Below are 18,696 nucleotides of genomic sequence, written 5' to 3'. Positions count from 1 at the left end.
GCCGCAACAGAGCGAGTGACCGCCCGCGACGACGAGGAGAAGAACATGTCAGACGACCGTGACACGTGGCCGACGCTGGACGAGCTGCTGCACGAGGAGAGCGAGCTGGAACTCGCGGGCCTGTCCGAGACGGACGCGTACGAGCTGGGGATGCTCGCCGTCGCCGCCGCGCGGGAGCAGGGACTGCCGGTGTCGATCGGGGTGTGGCGGGCGGGACGCCAGCTCTTCCACTGTGGTCTGCCGGGCTCGACGGCGGACAACGACGCGTGGTTGCGTCGCAAGGGGCGCGTGGTGACGCGCTTCGAGCACTCGTCGCTGTACATGGCCCGGTTGTGCCACGACAAGCAGGTGACGCTGGCCGAACGGTACGGTCTGCCGGCCGAACGGTACGCGGCGGCCGGGGGCGCGGTGCCGCTGCGCGTGCGGGGCACCGGCGTGGTGGGCTGGGTCGGCGTCTCCGGGCTGCCGCAGCTCGACGACCACCGTTTCGTCGTCGACATCCTCCGCAAGCTTCCCCGCTGACGCTGCGGACCCGGCGGCCCCGCACGGGGCCGCCGGGTCGGTCGTCAACGCGCCCGTCTGTTGGCGCGCAGCGCACCGATCAGCACGCCGGGCCGGGCCAGCGAGCGCGGATGTTCACGCATGGAGACGACCTCGTTGAACCGGCGTGCTGTCGCCACGTCAGTGACGGTCGCCTCGATGATCTGCCGGCTCGCCCAACTGGAGATCCGGTAACCGCGCGGGTAGGGCCCGTCGACGTGGGGCAACGCCAGGTCGGCGGAGGTCGAGATCGACCAGGCGGCGTCGACGACCACCTGCTGCAACGCGAGGAAGTGACGCGCGGGTGTCCGCAGATCCGGCGCGGACCGCAGGTACACCGACAGGCAGGCCGCGTGCAGGGCCGCCGACGTCATCCCCTGCCCGTACACCGGGTTGAACGACGCGACGGCGTCGCCGACGCTGACCAGGCCGGCCGGGAACCGCTTCAGCGCGTGGAAGTCCCGTCGGCGGCTGTCGGCGTGGTGGTAGGTCTGGACGTCGCCCAGCATCTCCTGGTCGGCGACCTCGCCGAACTCCGGCGGGAACTGCTCGCGCAGGCGGCGGACGAAGTCCTCCGGCGTGCGGCCCGGTCGGTCGTTGCCGTAACCGGCCATCATGGCCATCCACCGACCGTCCTCGATGGCGAAGAACGCGGCACCGGCCACGTCCACTCCCCTCTTCGGGGTGTGCAGCGCCATCACCACGGTCGTGGCCAGGGTGACCTCCGGGCGGCGGAACAGGGCTGTCGCGTAGTTCAGGTGCACTGTCATCCGCCGCGTCACCGGCCGCTCCCAGCCGGCCTGCTCCAACCAGTCCGAGAGTCTGCTCGACCGACCCATGGCGTCCACCACGAAGTCACCGGTCTCCACGCCGGTCACCCCGGCGCCCTCGCAGCGGACCCCGCTGACCGTGTCGCCGTCGAACACGAGACCTGTGGCGCGTGCGGTGACCGTCTTGACGTTGGGGAGCCGGAGCACCTGTTGGCGGATCAGCCCCTCCAGGAGCGGACGGCTGCCGGCCAGGCTGTCGGCGTCGTCGGGGACGACGACCTTCGGGCGGCCGTCGAGGTAGTTGAGCCGCGCCTCGGGCGGCGCCTCGACCGCTCCCTGCGCCAGCGCCGCGTCGCGGAAGCCGGGAAACAGGCGCTCCAGCTGGAGAAAGCCGCCGGGCAGCAGCGCGTGCAGCTGTGTTCCCTGGGGTACGCCGGGCCGCGCGCCGGCCACCTGCGGGTCGTCCCGGTCGATGATGACGACGCTGTCGGCGTGATCGGACAGCACCCGGGCGGCCAGCAGGCCGGCGACGCTGCCGCCGACCACGACGGCCCTACCGATCGTCGGCGAGGTCTGCTCAGGGGGTCGGACCGCGTTCAGCTCCGCGAAGACCCGGGATGGGGAGAGGGACATCGTGCTCTCCAAGGGATACGAGGTGTGGTGCCCTCCGAGCCGCCGGCGTTCGGTGGGCGGGCGGACCGGTGGACGGTCGTCCGACGGGACGCTCGCCGATCGTCGCACAACCACCTGAAGGGCAACCGTCTGTGTCCGCCAGATGACCACGTGTCGGACGAAGGGGGTGGACACGACCGACGTTCGGACGGCCGATTGGCGTACGACGATGTCGACTGTCACGATCTCCGGCATGCCCGTTGCGCGTCGTACCCTCCTTGTCGCCGGTCTGGCCGCCGCGACCTCCGCAGTCACCGGATGCGGCGACAACGGCGCGCGGGATTCCGGTGTGGCCGCGCCCGGTGACGCGGTGACCGCGACCGACGCCGCCGGCAACCGGGTGGGCTTCGGCTCGGCCGGGAAGACCACACCGCCGTCGGGTACGCCGAGCGCCACCGCCTCCCCGAGCGGCGGTGCCGCGCCCGCCGGTCAGGCCCGCTATGCGCAGGAGGTGACGGCGCTACTGCGGCGGCACCTGCCCGCCACGCCGCAGACGGTGCAGCACAAGGGCTTTCCCGGCGCGGTGGCCGTCGTCCTGGTCGACGGGAAGACGGCTGTGCACACCGCGGTCGGGGAGGCGTTGCGCTACGGTGCCGGGCCCAAACTGCTGCCGGCGGGCCAGCGCGTCGAGATGCGCCCGGACTCGATCTTCGACCTGGCCTCGGTCACGAAGGTGTACACGGCCATCCTGCTGTTGCAACAGGTCGACAAGGGGCGGGTCGAGCTGGGCGCGCCGGTGCGTGACTACCTGCCCGGCTTCAGCGGCGCCGGCACCGAGCGGATCACCGTCGAGATGCTGCTGACCCACACCAGCGGTCTCCCGGTCGGCGCCAAGGTCACCGGGCTCGCCAACAACACGGCCCGCTGGAACGCCGTGCTCACCACCGGGCTGGTCTCCGGCGCCGTGCCCGGCACCACGTTCCGCTATTCCAGCGTCGGGCTGATGGTCGCCGGCAAGATCGTCGAGAAGGTCACCGACCAGCGGCTCGACCAGGCGCTCAAGAGCAACCTCACCGGCCCGCTCGGCCTGCGCGACACCGGCTTCAACCCGAACACCTGGCTGTCGGGCAGCGCGAAGGCCGGCCGTCTCGTCGCCACCGACGCCCGCTCGTCGCGAGGGCTGCTCCGGGGCACCGTCCACGACGACGTCGCCAACCACCTCGGCGGCGTGGCCGGTCACGCCGGCATCTTCGCCACCGCCAACGACCTGGCCGTCATCGGGCAGATGCTCCTCAACGGGGGCACCCACCAGGGCAGAAGGATCCTCGCCGCGACGACGGTGCGTCGGATGCTCACCAACCAGAACTCCGGGAAACCGGCGATCGACCCGGAGCGGCCCAACCGGACCGCCGCCCACGGACTCGGGGTCGTGCTCAACCAGAGCTGGCTCATGGGCCGGCTCGCCGCTGCCCGGACCTTCGGCCACACCGGCTTCGCCGGCCCGTCACTAGTGGTCGACCCGGCCCGGAAGCTCGTCCTCGCGCTGCTCACCAACCGCGCGCACCCCAACTGGAGTTGGTCGAATCCCGATCCCGTCCGCGCCTCTCTCGGCGACCTGCTCGCGAAAGAGGTCAACTGATCGACGACCCTCAGGTGTAGACCGACGCGCCGCACCCTGACACGATACTTGCGCTATCAGTGCAGATACTTCGTCGCCCAAGGGTGGAGGACCGATGCACGTGTCTCGCCGGAGACTGCTCTCCGTACTGGCCGGGGGCGTTCTCGCGGTCGGCCTGTCCGTCGCTCCCGTCCCACGGGCCGCCGACGCCGCCACCACACCGACGTACCGCCCGGTGATCTTCGTGCACGGCAGCGCCGGGTCGGCGACGCAGTTCCAGTCCCAGGCCAAGCGTCTCGCCAGCAACGGCTACCCGATCGAGGTCATCGAGGCCCACGAGTACGACTCACCGAACATCGCCACGATCCTGCCTGAGGTGTACGCGGGGCTCGACGCACGGATCACCCGCCTGCTGGCGACGACCGGCGCGGACCGGGTCGACCTGCTCGCGCACTCCCTCGGCACCTTCGTCATGCAGGGCTATCTGAACAGCTCACCGGCACGCGCCGCCCGCGTCGCCCACTACGTCAACCTGGACGGGCGTCCCGCCGCCTCCCCGCCCGGTGGTGTGCCCACCCTCGCCATCTGGGGTGAGGGCGACCCGGCCCGCGCCGTCGTCGGTGCGACGAACGTGCACCTCCCCGACCAGTCCCACACGCAGACCGTGTCGTCGCCGGAGTCGTTCGGTGAGATCTTCCGGTTCTTCCAGGGTCGGGCGCCGCACACGACACGGATCACGCCCCAGCTCTTCGGCACCGCCCGGGTCTCCGGTCGCGCGGTGCTCTTTCCGAGCAACGCCGGCGTCACCGACGCGACTGTCGAGGTCTACCCGGTCAGCTCCCTGACCGGCGGTCGGTTGTCCCACCGGCCCACGCACCGCTTGGCGGTGGGTGGCGACGGCTCGTTCGGTCCCGTCCCGGTGCTCGCCACCGCCCGCTACGAGTTCGCGATCGTGCGCTCCGGCGCACCGACGCACCACTTCTACTTCCAGCCGTTCCTTCGTTCGGACTCGTTCGTACGCCTCGCGACGAGCGTGCCCGGCGAAGGGCTCGGCGCGCTGGTGGACACGAGCGACCGGCACACGGCGCTGACGATCCAACGCCAGAAGGAATGGTGGGGCGACCAGGGCGAAGCCGGCGACCACCTCTGGATCAACGGCACTGACGTCCTGAACGCGGCGAACGCGCCACGGGCCAAGCGGACCATCGCGATCTTCGCGTTCGACGACGGCAGCGACGGCGTGAGCGACCTGACCGCTCCCCTGCCGGAGTTCTTCAGCCAGACCTTCATCACCGGCATGGACCTGTTCATCCCGGCGGCACCGGCGCACCTCGGCCTCGTCCGGATCACCGTGGGGCAACGCGGCGGCGGACACGACGTGATCAACGTGCCGAACTGGAGGTCGAGCGCCCATCGCGTGTCGGTCAACGTCAACGACTTCTGACCCGAGCCTCCTCGTGCCGCATCGGTGACCCGGCCGCCTCAACCCGCGAGAGCGGCCGGGCCCTTCAGCCCGCGAGAGCGGCCGGGGTTCGCTCGCGCTCGCGTCGCCCGACGGCGAAGCTGACCACCCCCAGGGCCAGGCCGACGATCGCCAGGACAGCACCGACCCAGGCCGGTGCGAGGTAGCCGAGGCCGGCGGCGATGGCGACGCTGCCCAGGGCCGCGCCCAGGCTGTTCGCGATGTTCATGGCCGACTGGTTGAGCGCCGCGCCCATCAGCTGCGCTCCGGGAGCGACGGTGATCAGGCGCGCCTGGAGGACCGGCCCGAGGTAGAGGCTCGTCGCGCCGACCAGGAACGCGCCGACGAACAGGCCGACCGGGCTCGACGCGACGAGGCTGAACGTCGTGATGCTCACGATCATCGCGACGAACCCGATGATCATGCTGCGCTGGAGGTCCCGGTCCGCCAACCAGCCACCCAGGGCGTTGCCGACGGTCATGCCGAGACCCACCGCCACCAACGCCCAGGGCACCGTCGCGGCCGATAGTCCGGCGACGTCGGTGGTGACCGGCGCGATGTAGGTGTCCACAGCGAAGAAACCGGCGAAGCCGATCGCGCCGGTCGCGGCGACCAACCAGACCTGCGACGTCCGCAGCGCCCGCAATTCGGCGGCCGGCGAGCCGTCGACCGCCGCGGCGACCTCCGGGACGACCGCCAGGACCGCCAGCAGGGTGAGCACGAAAACACCGGCGATGACCAGGTACGCGACGCGCCAGCCGGCCGCCTGTCCGAGGCGCGTGATGAGGGGTACGCCGACCACGTTGCTCACGGTCAGACCGCTGAGCACGATGGCGAAGCCGCGAGCCTCGTTGCCGGGGCCCATCAGGGTGGCCGCGAGCAGGCCCGCCGCGCCGAAGTACGCGCCGTGCGGCAACGCCGCCGCGAACCGGGCCACCATCACCAGGTCGAAGGTGGGGGCGATCGCGGACGCGAGGGTGCCGACGGCGAAGAGCGCGAGCAGTCCGAGCACGAGCTTCTTGCGCGGCAGGCGCGCGCTCAGCGCGGCGATCAGAGGCGCGCCCACGACCACGCCGAGCGCGTACGCGGTGATCATCCAGCCGGCGCGGGCGACCGCGTCGGACGACGACCGGGCGTACTCCTGCGGGAGCAGACCGCGCGCGATGTCGGGCAGCAGGCCCATCGCCACGAACTCGGTCAGACCAATCGCCACACCACCGAGTGCCAACGCGACAAGCGCCGCCACGCGTCGTCCTCTGCTCATCCCGATCACCGAGAAAATTTAGCAACAGCGTTGCGTAATAGAGTGGCGAGATGACTCGCATCACTGCCGACGTCACGTTCCTGCGCGGCTACAACCAGGCTCGGGTCATGGCGTTGGGGCGTACCGGGCGGACGTTCGAGCGGTCGACGGTGGTCGAGGCGACCGGGCTGACGCCGCAGGCGGTCTCCAAGGTCATCGCGCGTCTGACCGGCGACGGCTTGATCCGCCCCGCCGGTGTGCGCCGTGCGGGCATCGGCAAGCCTGCCGTCGTCTACGAACTCGTTCCCGACAGCCGGTACGCGATCGGCGCACACGTGGCCCGGCGCACACTGCGGCTGGTCCTGGTCGACCTGGCCGGTGCCGTGCGCCACTCGACGGTCAGTCCGCTGCCGGCCGACTTCACCCCCGAGCAGCTTCTCGACGCCCTGGCGTCGGGCGTCGTGGCGATGACCGACAGCGGCGACGTGCGGAGCCGACTCACCGGCGTGGGCATCGGCATGATCGGCCCGTTGGACCACGCCAACGGCCTGGTCCGGGGTGCCCACGGTCTGCGGCACTGGCACGACGTACCGCTGCGCGAGATCGCCGAGAAGCACCTCGACCTGCCCGTCCACCTCGACAAGGACGTCACCGCGGGGGTTACGGCCGAGGCCTGGCGGCACGGCGCGACGTTCGGCGACGCGGCCCTCATCATGATCGAGTCAGGTATCGGTGGCGGCTTCTGGCTGGGCGGCACCGCCCACCGGGGCGCGCACACCAACGCGGGCGAGTTCGGCCACACGGTCGTCGACCTGGACGGACCCCGCTGTGTCTGCGGCCGCCACGGGTGCCTGGAGATCGTGCACCACCACGCCGCCGACGCCGGAGACATCGCCCGCGCCGCCCGCGTCGTCGCCGTGGGCGTGGTCAACCTGCTCCAGACCCTCGACCTGGCCCACGTCGTGCTGGCCGGCGCGGACCTCCTCCGGCATCCGCAGACCTATCTCACGGCGGTGACCGAGGCCGTACGGGCCGACGCGCGACGCGTGGACTGGCTCACCACGACGGTGACCCTGTCCAGTCTCGGCGCGGACGCCATCGCCGCGGGTGCCGCGATGCAGGTGCTCGACCAGCACTTCGGTGTGCCGGAACTGGCCCCGATCTGAGCGCCGCCGGACGGTCAGGGCACGGGCACGGCCACCGACACCGGTTGGCGGCGCGCCCAGGTGCGCCGCGCCGTCGAACCGCTACGCCGCCAGCGCGGCGGCGAATTCCACGTGGGTGCATCCGCTGGCCGGGCTCTCGCTGAAGGCGATGACCGCGTCGAGCCGGTCCCGCGCGCTGCGGAGTTGGGTGATCTGCTCGTCGATACGGGCACGTTCGGCGCGCAGCAGCGCCCGGGACTCCGGCGTGTTGACCTTCGCGTCGACGCAGGGCAGCAGGTCCAGGATGGTGCGGCTGGACAGGCCGGCCGAGTACAGCGTCTGGATGAGGTGCACCCGCTCGACCGCGTCGTCGCCGTAGTGACGCTGGCCGCCACTGCTGCGTGCGGCAGTCAGCAGGCCCTGCTCCTCGTAGTAGCGCAGGGCGCGTACCGACACCCCGGCCGCCGTGGCGAGTTCGCCGATGCGCATGGATCCTCCCCCGGCCGGTGACGCCTGCCACACGACCTTGTCCCTCACGTTCACGTCAGGTTTTAGCGTAGCTCGCGTACCGCTCGTCCTTGACACCTGACAGGAGGCAACAGGTCATGCAGATCAACGGTTCGATCGCACTGGTCACCGGCGCCAACCGTGGCCTCGGCCGGCACTTCGCCCGACATCTGCTGGAGCGCGGCGCGACCAAGGTGTACGCCACGGCCCGCAACCCGGAGCAGATCGACATTCCCGGTGTCGAGAAGCTTCGGCTGGACATCACCGACCCGAGCTCCGTCGAGCAGGCGGCGGCCGCCGCGCCCGACGTCACTTTTCTGATCAACAACGCCGGCATCACCACCTTCACCAACCTGGTGGACGGGGACCTGGGCAAGATCCGGTCCGAGCTCGACACGCACTTCTGGGGGACCCTGAGCATGGTCCGGGCGTTCGCACCGGTGCTGGGTGCGAACGGCGGAGGGGCGATCCTCAACGTCCTGTCGGCGTTGTCGTGGTTCTCCTACGACGGCGCCAACGCCTACGGCGTGGCGAAGGCGGCCGAGTGGAGCCTGACCAACGGCATCCGGCTCGAACTCGCCGGCCAGGGGACCCTGGTGAACGGCCTGCACCTGGGCGCCGCCGACACCGACATGATGGCCCACTACGAAGGCGACAAGATGGATCCCGCCGACGTCGTACGCGTCGCCCTGGACGGCATCGAAGCCGGCCGGATCGAGGTCCTCGCCGACGAGTGGAGCGCGTACGTCAAGGCGTCCCTCGCCAACGATCCGAGCGCCTTCTACACCCCGACCGGGCGATAGTCGCCTGCCGGCTCAGCCGGTGGGCCCCGGCGGCGACGAGCCGCCCGCGACCGCGCCCGGGCGCGGCGTCGCGGACGGGGCCGACGAAGGACCAGTGGGTACGGGCAGTGCACTGCCCTTGACGAACTGCTCCCAACTGGTGTTCCAGGCCGTCCAGCCGTTGCCCGCCTCCAGCCGGACCTCGGTGCCGGTGAAGGTGACCAGATCACCGACCTGGGTGACCGTCATCAGCCAGTCCGCGTTGGCCGGCGAGATGTTCGTGCAGCCGTGCGACACGTTGCGGTGCCCCTGATCCGACACGGACCACGGAGCTGCGTGGATGAACTCACCGCCCCAGGTGAGGCGTTGCGCGTCCGCGACGTTCACCACGTAGCCGCCGTTCGGCTCGCCGCGGGTGTCGAAGGTGGTGCGCTGGTGCTTCTCCATGATCACCATTTTGCCGCTGGACGTCGGGGTGCTCGGCTTGCCCAGGCTGACCGGGATCCTGCGGATCACCTTGCCGTCGCGCAGCACGTGCATCTGCTTGGTGGCGTTGTCGACCTCGAGTGCCACCTGACGCCCGATCCGCGACGTCGCGGTGCGGTCGGCGTCTCCGACGAGGTTCTCGCCGATCGGCAGACCCTCCAGAGCGGCGCGGACGCTGATCGTGGTGCCCGGTCGCCAGAAGTCGGGGGCGCGGTAGTAGACCTGACTGCCGTCGTCCAGCCAGGACCAGACCCCGGGCTGCGGTGGGTTCGTCGTGACGAACAGCCGACGCTGCACGTCGGCGCGGGCCGCCCTGGTGATGGGCGGATCGAAGCCGATGGTCACCGGCATGGCAGTGCCGTACGTCCGGCCGTCGGCGAAGTACAGCGTGCTGGTCACCTGCGGCTTCGTCGACGTCGGCATCGTGGTGAAGGTCGTCGTACGGGTGGTGGTCCGGCCGGAGTCGCCGACGGCGACCGCCTCGACGGTGTAGGTGCTCCGCGGTCGCAACGCGACGGTGGGCACCCAGGCCGAGCCGTCCTCCCGTCGTTCGGCCCTGACCAGCATGCCCTTGTCGTCGGCGATGCGTACGGCGACGACCTCGCCGCCGGTGACCCGTGCGGTGACCTCGGCGCTGACCGGCACGTCGCGGGACCGGTCGGCGGGCGTCAGAGTCACCTCCGGCGCCGGCACCTCCCGTTCGGCGGGCCGCACGGGGGCCTTGCGGTCGGTGGTGCATCCACCGAGGGCCAGAGGCGTGGCCACGACGGACACCACCACCAGCGCCATCCGTCGCCACAACCCCATCGAACGCCCCCGACTCTCGTGTTTCCGTGGCCGCAATTCTTCCCCGCCGGACACACCGACCGCGTCGTTTCCGGCAATCGCGGCAATCACGAAAGAGAGTCGTAAACGGCTTGCTGCCGCGTACTCAATGAGGAGTTCCGTGTGCTGACTCCTGCGGCGCGGCGGGCTACGGTGTCGGCTTCGGGAACATCGGGTTGAGGCCATCCGGTGCGGACGTGTCCGCGCCCGGTGACGACAGGGAGGAGCCGGCGGTGGCGATGGTCGAGCAGCTCGTTTCCCGTACGGACGCCGCCTACCGGCGATGGTTGGCGTCGGTCACCGACGACGTCGCCGCCGATGGCGTGGTCGTGTACTGCCGGGAGTCCCTGCCGGAGCGCAACACGACCTACGCGATCGGCGAGTGGCTCACCGGCTACCTCATGATCGGCCAAGAAGGCGACCGTGGATTCTTCCTCAGGTCCGACGACGGCGGCGGCCCGGTGTTCTCAGCCGACCTGGGCGGCCTCGGCGAGGTCGACCTCGCTGTCGTCGCCCCCGTGTTCGAGGTGTGGCTGCGTTCCGGTTTCGCCCTGCCAGCCGAGCCGGAGCCAGACCTGCCGCCAACCGCCGACGTCTACGTGGACGGGATTCCGGTCGACCGGGTTCAGCTGCTGGCACGGGCAAGGAAAATTCTGGGTGTGGATTGGCGGTTCGGGGATTTCCGGAGCCTACTAGCCGCCCAACCGTTCCTGGCGGCGAGATCAGCTCGTCTGTACGTGCTGCTCCGCGACCTGGAGGGCGCCCCGAGTTGCGGCCCTACCTGCTGTACGCCACCGATCACGGCCTGGAAACGGTGTGGCCGACCGAAAGCCAGTAGGCCGAACTCCGCGCGGCGCTGCCCCGGGCCCGGCGCCGAGTATCCACACCGAACCCGATTACAGTTTTTCGAAGAAAATCAAAGAATTGAGACTGAATCGACAGCCGGGCCGCTCCGCACAGCGGACCGAGCAATCGCAGAGCGATATTTAAGCGAGACTTAATCGTCTCGGTTGGAATGGAGCAGGGGGTCGACTCGTACTCTTCCTTCTCGGAAGAAAGGTGACCCCTCTTGTTCACTGTGCGATCCACCCCTACGCTTCGCCGTTCCGTCACCACCCTGCTGTTGGTGGGTGTGGCGTTCGCCGGCGGTTGCAAGGACATTCCGGGAACGCCCGGGGCGTCGAGCCCCTCCAGCGACACCGGCATCGGCTCCTCCGACCCGCAGACGCCCACGTCCGCCGCCCCCAGCGACGCGTCGGCCACGCCGGGCGCGCCGAGCGCCTCGGCCACCCCGCCCGCGTCCGGCAAGCCGGCGACCCCGTCGACCAGCACCGCCCCGCCCACCGCCTCCGGTGGTTGGATCACCATCGACCCGGCTGGGCAGGCCGCCGCGACGAAGGCGTTCTTCGCGCGCAAGCCCAAGCCGGTGACCGGCAACCCCGTCAAGGTGCCCGAGTTCAACGTCGGCTGCAAGGTCAGCCACCACAACAGCGACGACCCGATCGTGCTGCCGAAGCTGGTCGGCGGCTCCCACAACCACACGTTCTGGGGCAACAAGTCGACCGACGCCAACTCGACTGCCGAGTCGCTGCGAGCGGCGAAGCCGACGACCTGCAACTCGCCGGACGACCAGTCCGCCTACTGGGTGCCGACGATGTATCAGAACGGCAAGGTCGTCGACCCGACGGAGGTGACCGTCTACTACGGATCGCGCCTGAAGGACCCGAGCAAGACCCAACCCTTCCCGTTCGGCCTTCGCATGATCACCGGCGACGCGAAGAACCAGGTCGACACCCCGGACAAGCAGGGCAACCACTTCTGGTGCGCCGGCATCGGCGGCGAGGTCGGCCGTAGCGCGGACAAGACGTTCCCGGTCTGCGCCAAGACGGCGAACATCGTCCGCCAGATCACCTTCCCGGACTGCTGGGACGGCAAGCATCTGGACAGCCCGAACCACAAGGCCCACATGGCCAACGGCGACCACACCGGGGCGTGCCCGAAGAGCCACCCGGTGCCGGTCCCCTCGGTGTCGTTCGTCATCTCGTACCCGCTGAGCGCGAACACCGACGGCATCACCCTCGCGTCCGGCACCTCGTTCTCCATGCACGCGGACTTCTTCAACGCGTGGAAGGACGAGGCGCTCGCCGCGCGGGTCCGCAACTGCCTCGACCAGGGCGTGAAGTGCAACTCGGCGGGCAACTTCTAGGCACGGCAGCACCGCATCTCCTGACGGCGGCGGCACAACTCCCCCACACGGGGCCTGGACCCCGCTGCCGCCGTCAGCAGATGCGACGCTCACCGGCGGCCGTCACGAAGCAGGATGCCGCAGAAACAGGGGCATTGACCACCGGCGCTGTTCGATAGCATCAGCGAACGACGGGCTCCCGCTTCGATTGGTTGCCCGACCGACCTGGGAGCGCTATGGCCGAGGACATTTCACCGGCCGCCGCGCTCGGGCGCCTGCGAGGGCGGTCCGGCCAGGTGGTTGGCACGGCATTTCTCGTCACAGCCGATCTCGTCATCACCTGCGCCCATGTCGTCAGCGCGGCGCTCGGGGGTGACCACTTCGACGCCGCGGCACCGACGGAGACCGTCACTATCGAGTTCCCGCTGGTCGGTGACGACGCGCCGGGGAGCTCTTATCAGGGTTCCGTGGTGAGCTGGTGGCCCGCCCGGCTCGACGGCAGTGGTGACACCGCTGTGCTGCGACTCGACCGACGGCCGCCGGTGGGCATTCACCCCGCCCGTCTCACTCTGACCGAACCTGATTGGGGGGACAAGGTCCGGGTTTTCGGCTTCCCCGCCGATCTGACCGACGAGTACGGCGTATGGGTCGAGGCCGAGCTCCGTGCCCGGCAGGGGGCCGGCTGGTTGCAGGTCGAGTCACCGCCGCACCAGAGAGGGATCGGCCAGGGGTTCAGCGGCTCCCCGGTGTGGAGCCCTGCGGCCGGGATCATCGGCATGGTGGTGGCGGCCGAACGCGGCAACACCACGGCGTACCTGATTCCGGTCCGGACCCTGGTCGAGGCTCACCCGGACATCGCCGCGCCGGACCCGACCGAGACCTCCCCCTACCGAGGGCTGGAACCGTTCCTCGAAGAGCATTCGGCGTACTTCCGCGGTCGCGAGGCGCTGACCAAGCAAGTGATCAGACAGGTCGAGCGGCATCCCCTGGTGACCCTCGTCGGGCCGTCCGGCAGCGGTAAGTCCTCGCTGGTGTACGCCGGGCTGACGCCATCGCTGCGCAGGCTCGGCATGCTGGTCACCACCTTCCGCCCGCTGCCCGGCGCCCGATCCACCTCGCTGCTCGCCAACGCGGTCATCGGCGTCCTGGACCCGACACTGCCCGGGGTGGGTCAGCACGATGAAGCCGAAGCACTGGCGGACATGCTCGACACCACACCGGCCCGGACGCTGTCCTGGCTCGCCGACCAGTTGGTCGAGAAGGCCGGCGACGGTGGCCTGCTGCTGTTCTGCGACCAGTTCGAGGAGTTGGCAGCCGAGGACGCCCAGCGGCTGTGGCGGCTCCTGCACGACCTGCTCCACGTCGCTCCACATCGCGCGGACGGCACTCCGAGGCTGCACGCCGTACTGACGATGCGGTCCGGCGCACTGGACTTGCTGGTAACGGAGGACACCGCGGAGGCCGCCACAGTCGGGATGGTGTTTGTTCCCCCGATGACCCGCGACCAGTTGCACGAGGTCGTCACGGCTGCCGACGTCGATTTCGAACCCGGGTTGGTGAGCCGGATCATCGACGACACCGGCACCGAGCCCGGGCAACTACCGCTGGTCGAGTTCACCCTCGCGCAGCTCTGGAAACGGCGGAGCACCAGCACGTTGACCCATCGCTCGTACGAGGAGTTGGGCGGTGTGTCCGGTGCCCTGGCCAGGTACGCCGACGACGTCTACGACGCGCTGCCGGCCTCGGATCGCCTGGCCGCCCGGCGGCTCTTCACCCAGTTGGCCCGCCCCGAGGACAGTGGTGACTTCCTGCGTCGACCAGTCCGGCTCGCCGACCTGAACGACGACCTCCGACCGGTCCTGGGGCGGCTCGCGGCCAGCCGACTGGTTGTTGTCAGCAGAGCCGCCGACGGTGCCGAGATCGCCGACCTCGCCCATCAAGCGCTGCTCCGGCAATGGCAGAGGCTGCGGGAATGGCTGATCCACGAGCGCGACTTTCGCGGCTGGCAGGAGGGGCTGCGAGTCCGACTCGCCGCTTGGGAGGCCGCCGGCCGGGACGCCGGTGGCCTGCTGCGCGGGGTCGCCCTCGCCACCGCGAACAGGTGGGAGCGGGAGCACCCCGAGGACATCGGGCCCGCCGAGCGCGCTTACATCACGTCGAGCAGCGCCGGAGAACGGCGCAGAGCCTGGGTGCTGCGGTCGGTGGTCGCTGTGATCTCGGTCCTGGCCCTGGTCGCCAGCGGCCTCGCGGTGGTCGCCGCCCGGCAGACCGACCAGGCCGACGCTCGCCTCCGTACCGCGGCGTCGCGAGCGCTCGCCGATGAGGCGAGTCGGCAACGCGCCACCGACCCCCGCGCGTCCCTGCAGTTGGCACAGGCTGCGTGGCATCATGACCAGACAGCCGAGGCATCGGGCGTGACCTTCACCTGGTACGCGGCCCTCCAGTTCGTGGAGCGGATCTACCAGGACGCGTGGAAGGGCGACCTGGACAAGATCCTCGCGAGCTCCGACGGGTCGACCGTGGTCTTCGTCAACAAGTCAGGCCTGCCTGCGGTGTGGACCGGCATGAACGGCGAGAACCCCCAGCAGTGGCGACTGCCGACCACCGGCGGCGGCTGGGAGGGCGGCACCTTCGCGCTCAGCCCTTCCGGCCGTCACCTCGGCTACAGCAGCGGCCTCGGCCGCGTCGCGCTCTGGGACATCGCGCAGCGCAGCGAGCCGATCGAGCTGGCCAGGCAGACGACACGCGACGACCTGAGCGTCAACGGGCAGACCAGTTCGGTGTCGTTCTCCCCCGACGGCAGCCGGTTCATGGTGTGGTCGCACAGCGAGCGGTCGGAGACGTCGCAGATCCTGGTCTGGACGGTCGAGGACGGCCAGCCGGTCCGGGTTACGGCACCAGCCCTTCCCGCCAGCTCGCTCACCTCGGTGTCGTTCGGTCCTCGAACCGACACCCTGCTGCTCGTCGGGTACGGGGTAGCACGCCTGCACCAACTCGACACCGGGCGACTCCTGAAGGCTCTGCCCGTGCCGGAGTCGGTGGACCCGCAGCCCGTCAGCAACGGCTCACTTCTCGCCCACTGCGATCCGGATCGGGACCTGGTGCAGGTCACCGATGTGGCGACCGGCGAAGCCCTGCGGACGGTCCCGATGCGCTCATGTGCGACGCCTATTCTGAGGCTTGACGGTCCGCCGTACCTGGTCTCCGCCAACTCGTTCGACGTCTCCGACTCGAACTCCGAGATCAGCGTCACCGACTTACGGACAGGCCAGACCTACCGATTCACCACACCACCCATCGACTTCAACCCGCTGAGACAGTCCCACCGCATCGCGCTGTTCGGCCGGCCGGACGGCCGTGTCGCCGCCCTCGTCGGGGACCGGAACCAGGGCTACCGGCTGGCGGCGACCACCCCGCAGCCGCCGGCACCCGAACAGCCGAAGCAGGGGCCTGCGCGGCCGTTCGGGTCGCTCAGCCTCGGTAGCCCGGACGACCGCTGGGAGGTGGCTGTCAACGGCGAGACCGGCCGCATCGATCTGGTGGACGTCGAAACGCGACTGACAATCGCCAGCGCCACCGGCACGCCGACGACCGACGCCGCGAAGGTGATCTTCAAGGGATTCTGGTGCGGCTTCACGAGCGACGGCACCCGCTTCCTGATGGTTCAGGGTGACGAGTTGGTCGCCTACTCGATTCCCGAGCTGACTGTCGAGCATCGGATGCGACTACCCGTACAGCCCGAGATCGGGACCCCGCCGAACGAGCCCGGCATGTCCGCCTGGGCGAGCTCGGTGGCGGCGGACGGCGACGGCCGGGTGATCGTGTTGCACGCCGGTCTGCTGACCCGCTGGGACACCGCGACCGGAGCCATGACGGACGGTCCCGTACCGCTGAGAACCGACCTTTCGACGCAGCAGCATTCGGCGCTGCTGGCGGTCATGTCACCACTGCCGAGGCCGGGGCATCCCGGCGAGGTCGCTGTCGTCGAGCCCAATGGTGAGGTGGAGATCTGGAACATCGACCAGCGGCGGGCGATCGCGACCTTCACGGTCGGCGCGGCGAGAGGTCCGGGCACGCCCGTCTTCGATGTGACCGGGTCTCGCCTCGCCGTCCGATCGAGCAACGAGCAGGTCAAGATCATTGACGTGGATGGGAGTCGGGCCGAGAGCAGCATCCCCGCCGGCCAGATCGACGCGGTGCTCGGCTTCACCCCCGACGGCAGGCTGCTGACCGTGTCCCAATCACTCAAGCCGGTTGCTCAGTTCTGGGACGACCGTAGTGGAAAGCTGCTGGCAACCCTGACCCTGGCGGCCAGCCCGACCCGCTGGACCCTGGCCGGTGATCTCCTGTCGCTGTCTGACGCCGAGCAGACCCGTTCGTTGCGGCTGAGGCCCGAGGTGTGGATGGAGCTTCTCTGTTCCCTGAACGAGCGCCCTTACGACGGGACCGAGCGGGCCGTGATCAAACGGCACTCAGGTGCGACCGAGCGCCCGTGCGGCTGAGTCGTACGCTGCGCCCAGGGCTTACCGACCCCAGAGGAGTTGCGGGATGACACACGTCGTGGCGATGCCGGTCGACGGAGGCGAGACGGTTCTGATCGAGGTCTCCGACGACCGGACCGGTATCGAGCGGGTCGGTCGGCCCGGCGAGGTCGTGCGCACCGCCGGGGAGACACTCCAGCAGGCGCTCGCGCGGGTCCGGCCGGCGGCAGAGGCGGTTCTGGACAGCGTCCGGGGTATGGCGAAGACCCCGGACCGGGTCACCGTCGAGTTCGGTATCAAGCTGACGGCGGAGGCTGGTGTGGTGGTCGCCCGCACGGCTACGGAGGCCAACTTCGCCGTCACCGTCGAGTGGTCGATGCCCGCGACGACTGAGCCCACCGGGTGACGGTGCTGGGCCCGACGCCGGGGACCTCGCGGCAGTCGGGTCCGAAGCCGTCGGACCAGCACAGCGTCGTCGGCTCACCGACCTACTTGCGCAGCAGGTTGAGGAAGTCGGCGGCTGCCGGGAACGCCCGGTCCTCGGCGAACTCGCCGATGTAGACGACGGCCTCCTCGTCCTGGCCGTAGGAGTAGCCGTCCAGGGCAGGCCCGACCACGAGGATGGTGCCGCCCCGCCGCCAGGCCGCGTACCGCCAGGAGTAGCTACCGATGGCGAGGTACCTGCCCTCGGTCCGGACGTCGCACTCCGGTGGGCCGATCCGTTCGGCGAACCTGTCGATCGCCGCGTCGAGGTACGCCTCGAACTCCACGCGCCCGGCGCCCCGCTCGCTCGTCCAGCCGGGCTGCGAGCCCCAGAAGTCGTCCGGCCACAGCTCCCCGCCCACCACGTAGTAGTGGACGAAGGGCAGGTAGAGGCCGTAGTCGGTGTACACGGCGTGGCCGGCCGGGGTGACGAAGCGCGCCTCGTCGGTCGGCATACCGTCGGTGGACCAGTCGAGGTTCCGCATCGCCCGGCTGGTGACGGACGGCTCGTGCCAGGGTAGGTCGGCCAACCCGATGAGCTGATCGGCCAACTTCGCGTCGATCGGGCAGCTGGCGACGCAGTTCTCGATGTCCGTCTCGTCCTCGCCGGACTCCGGCTGGTGATCTTCCGACATGGCCGGGAATTCTTCCGACGCCGGCACCGCCGCGCAAGCACGGGCCGTGACGAGACCGCCGCGTACGTCTGCTCGACTACGCGAGTGCGCGGGCTTTCACCTCTCCGTCCGAGATCCGTGTGCGCGGCGGCAAGGGAGGTGGTGACCAGCAAGGCGTAGACCTCGGGTAGTTCGACGTCGTCACGGACGGCACCGGCACTGTTGGCATCAGACGAGGCGCTGGATGCGGACCTTCGGCCGCTCGTTCCTGAGGTGGCAGTGCTTGTGCTGGCGGACCTGCTCGTCCCAGACAGCCTGGTCGTAGTCCGGGTCCGGCGGGATCCACTTGTGCGAGCCGTCGCTGTAGTGGAACTTCTCATCACCGGGTCGCAGGATGCTCATCGAGTCCAGCCGAGGAAGCGGTGATGCAGGTAGCCGGCGGGAACGTGGGCCAGGTCCTGAGTGGCGTCGACGAGATGGGCGGCCAGGTAGAGGGCCAGCGACACCGGGGCTCGGTCGTACTCGGCTCGCAACTCCCAGCGCCGGGTCCGGCAAGGCCACTCCCGCGCACACCCGCCGCACGTCCAGGCCGGCTTGACCGGATGGTGCGTCGTCACTCCGGGCCGTCCTGGCTGGGCCACCGGCCGCAGTTGATCGGACGGCCCCGCGAGGACGCCACCCGCCGCCCGACCGGCACCAGCTCAATGCCGCCCACGAAGCCACCGCCGATCCGGCACCGCCCGCGTGGTCTCCTCCACCGGTATTCGATCCGCCTCCGCCTCGGCAAGAAGCCGCCGCTTGGCCGCTTCCCGCTCGGCCGCCTGGATTTGCTCGCCCCGGCCTGCCGCCGGCTCGCCACCCTTACCCGGCATTGCCACCTCCGTCACCGAAACGCGGCAGCGCCCTCCGCCATCGCAGCTTCACAATGACGTCAGAGCGTCAC

General features: G+C 70.0%; 16 protein-coding genes. 9 read left to right on the top strand and 7 right to left on the bottom strand.

Going from position 1 to position 18,696, the window contains the following annotated elements:
* Window positions 1–45 precede the first annotated feature (45 nt).
* Window positions 46–522, top strand: coding sequence for a heme-degrading domain-containing protein (locus O3438_RS02715; protein ID WP_269678410.1), 477 nt, complete (start codon window positions 46–48; stop codon window positions 520–522).
* 44 nt (window positions 523–566) lie between these two features.
* Here O3438_RS02715 and O3438_RS02710 read toward each other — a convergent pair whose 3' ends face one another.
* Window positions 567–1,943 (bottom strand): FAD-dependent oxidoreductase, encoded by a 1,377-nt coding sequence (locus O3438_RS02710; RefSeq protein WP_269678409.1) that lies wholly within the window; start codon window positions 1,941–1,943, stop codon window positions 567–569.
* A 232-nt stretch (window positions 1,944–2,175) separates the two neighbouring features.
* Between O3438_RS02710 and O3438_RS02705 the strand changes: the two genes are divergently transcribed.
* Entirely contained in the window at window positions 2,176–3,561 is a 1,386-nt protein-coding gene (locus O3438_RS02705; protein WP_269678408.1) for a serine hydrolase domain-containing protein, read from the top strand.
* A 94-nt stretch (window positions 3,562–3,655) separates the two neighbouring features.
* Entirely contained in the window at window positions 3,656–4,984 is a 1,329-nt protein-coding gene (locus O3438_RS02700; RefSeq protein WP_269678407.1) for an alpha/beta hydrolase, read from the top strand.
* 64 nt (window positions 4,985–5,048) lie between these two features.
* On the opposite strand, the gene O3438_RS02695 is transcribed toward O3438_RS02700, so the two are convergent.
* Window positions 5,049–6,266 (bottom strand): MFS transporter, encoded by a 1,218-nt coding sequence (locus O3438_RS02695; RefSeq protein ID WP_332367443.1) that lies wholly within the window; start codon window positions 6,264–6,266, stop codon window positions 5,049–5,051.
* Window positions 6,267–6,316: 50 nt separating this feature from the next.
* On the opposite strand from O3438_RS02695, the gene O3438_RS02690 reads away from it, so the two are divergent.
* Window positions 6,317–7,411 carry an ROK family transcriptional regulator gene (locus O3438_RS02690; RefSeq protein WP_269678405.1) on the top strand — a complete coding sequence of 365 codons (1,095 nt, stop codon included), beginning with the start codon at window positions 6,317–6,319 and terminating at the stop codon, window positions 7,409–7,411.
* A gap of 81 nt (window positions 7,412–7,492) precedes the next feature.
* On the opposite strand, the gene O3438_RS02685 is transcribed toward O3438_RS02690, so the two are convergent.
* Window positions 7,493–7,879, bottom strand: coding sequence for a MerR family transcriptional regulator (locus O3438_RS02685; protein WP_269678404.1), 387 nt, complete (start codon window positions 7,877–7,879; stop codon window positions 7,493–7,495).
* A 116-nt stretch (window positions 7,880–7,995) separates the two neighbouring features.
* Here O3438_RS02685 and O3438_RS02680 point away from each other — a divergent pair, with 116 nt between their 5' ends.
* Window positions 7,996–8,700, top strand: a complete 705-nt coding sequence (locus tag O3438_RS02680; RefSeq protein WP_269678403.1) for an SDR family oxidoreductase — start codon at window positions 7,996–7,998, stop codon at window positions 8,698–8,700.
* A gap of 12 nt (window positions 8,701–8,712) precedes the next feature.
* Here O3438_RS02680 and O3438_RS02675 read toward each other — a convergent pair whose 3' ends face one another.
* Window positions 8,713–9,972 carry a L,D-transpeptidase gene (locus O3438_RS02675; protein WP_269678402.1) on the bottom strand — a complete coding sequence of 420 codons (1,260 nt, stop codon included), beginning with the start codon at window positions 9,970–9,972 and terminating at the stop codon, window positions 8,713–8,715.
* A gap of 251 nt (window positions 9,973–10,223) precedes the next feature.
* Between O3438_RS02675 and O3438_RS02670 the strand changes: the two genes are divergently transcribed.
* The 4 genes from O3438_RS02670 to O3438_RS02655 all read left to right on the top strand — a co-directional run bounded on the left by O3438_RS02670 (window position 10,224) and on the right by O3438_RS02655 (window position 17,062).
* On the top strand, window positions 10,224–10,991 hold the full coding sequence (locus O3438_RS02670) for a hypothetical protein (protein WP_269678401.1): 768 nt from the start codon (window positions 10,224–10,226) through the stop codon (window positions 10,989–10,991).
* Window positions 10,992–11,068: 77 nt separating this feature from the next.
* Window positions 11,069–12,196, top strand: coding sequence for a DUF1996 domain-containing protein (locus O3438_RS02665; RefSeq protein ID WP_269683548.1), 1,128 nt, complete (start codon window positions 11,069–11,071; stop codon window positions 12,194–12,196).
* A 215-nt stretch (window positions 12,197–12,411) separates the two neighbouring features.
* On the top strand, window positions 12,412–16,677 hold the full coding sequence (locus O3438_RS02660; RefSeq protein WP_269678400.1) for an nSTAND1 domain-containing NTPase: 4,266 nt from the start codon (window positions 12,412–12,414) through the stop codon (window positions 16,675–16,677).
* 46 nt (window positions 16,678–16,723) lie between these two features.
* Window positions 16,724–17,062 carry a CU044_2847 family protein gene (locus tag O3438_RS02655; RefSeq protein ID WP_269678399.1) on the top strand — a complete coding sequence of 113 codons (339 nt, stop codon included), beginning with the start codon at window positions 16,724–16,726 and terminating at the stop codon, window positions 17,060–17,062.
* 82 nt (window positions 17,063–17,144) lie between these two features.
* Here O3438_RS02655 and O3438_RS02650 read toward each other — a convergent pair whose 3' ends face one another.
* From O3438_RS02650 to O3438_RS02640, 3 genes are all read right to left on the bottom strand, one after another.
* The gene (locus tag O3438_RS02650) at window positions 17,145–17,774 is read right to left on the bottom strand and encodes a hypothetical protein (protein WP_269678398.1); all 630 of its coding nucleotides are present in this window, start codon (window positions 17,772–17,774) and stop codon (window positions 17,145–17,147) included.
* A 207-nt stretch (window positions 17,775–17,981) separates the two neighbouring features.
* The gene (locus O3438_RS02645; RefSeq protein WP_269678397.1) at window positions 17,982–18,155 is read right to left on the bottom strand and encodes a hypothetical protein; all 174 of its coding nucleotides are present in this window, start codon (window positions 18,153–18,155) and stop codon (window positions 17,982–17,984) included.
* Window positions 18,152–18,370 (bottom strand): flavin reductase, encoded by a 219-nt coding sequence (locus tag O3438_RS02640; protein ID WP_088990013.1) that lies wholly within the window; start codon window positions 18,368–18,370, stop codon window positions 18,152–18,154. The genes O3438_RS02645 and O3438_RS02640 overlap by 4 nt, the downstream gene beginning before the upstream one ends.
* Window positions 18,371–18,696 lie beyond the last annotated feature (326 nt).

Source organism: Micromonospora sp. WMMC250, from assembly GCF_027460215.1.
Lineage (GTDB): Bacteria > Actinomycetota > Actinomycetes > Mycobacteriales > Micromonosporaceae > Micromonospora > Micromonospora taraxaci.
The sequence above is the reverse complement of the archived record's forward strand: the minus strand, read 5'-3'. Positions and strand labels throughout refer to the sequence as shown.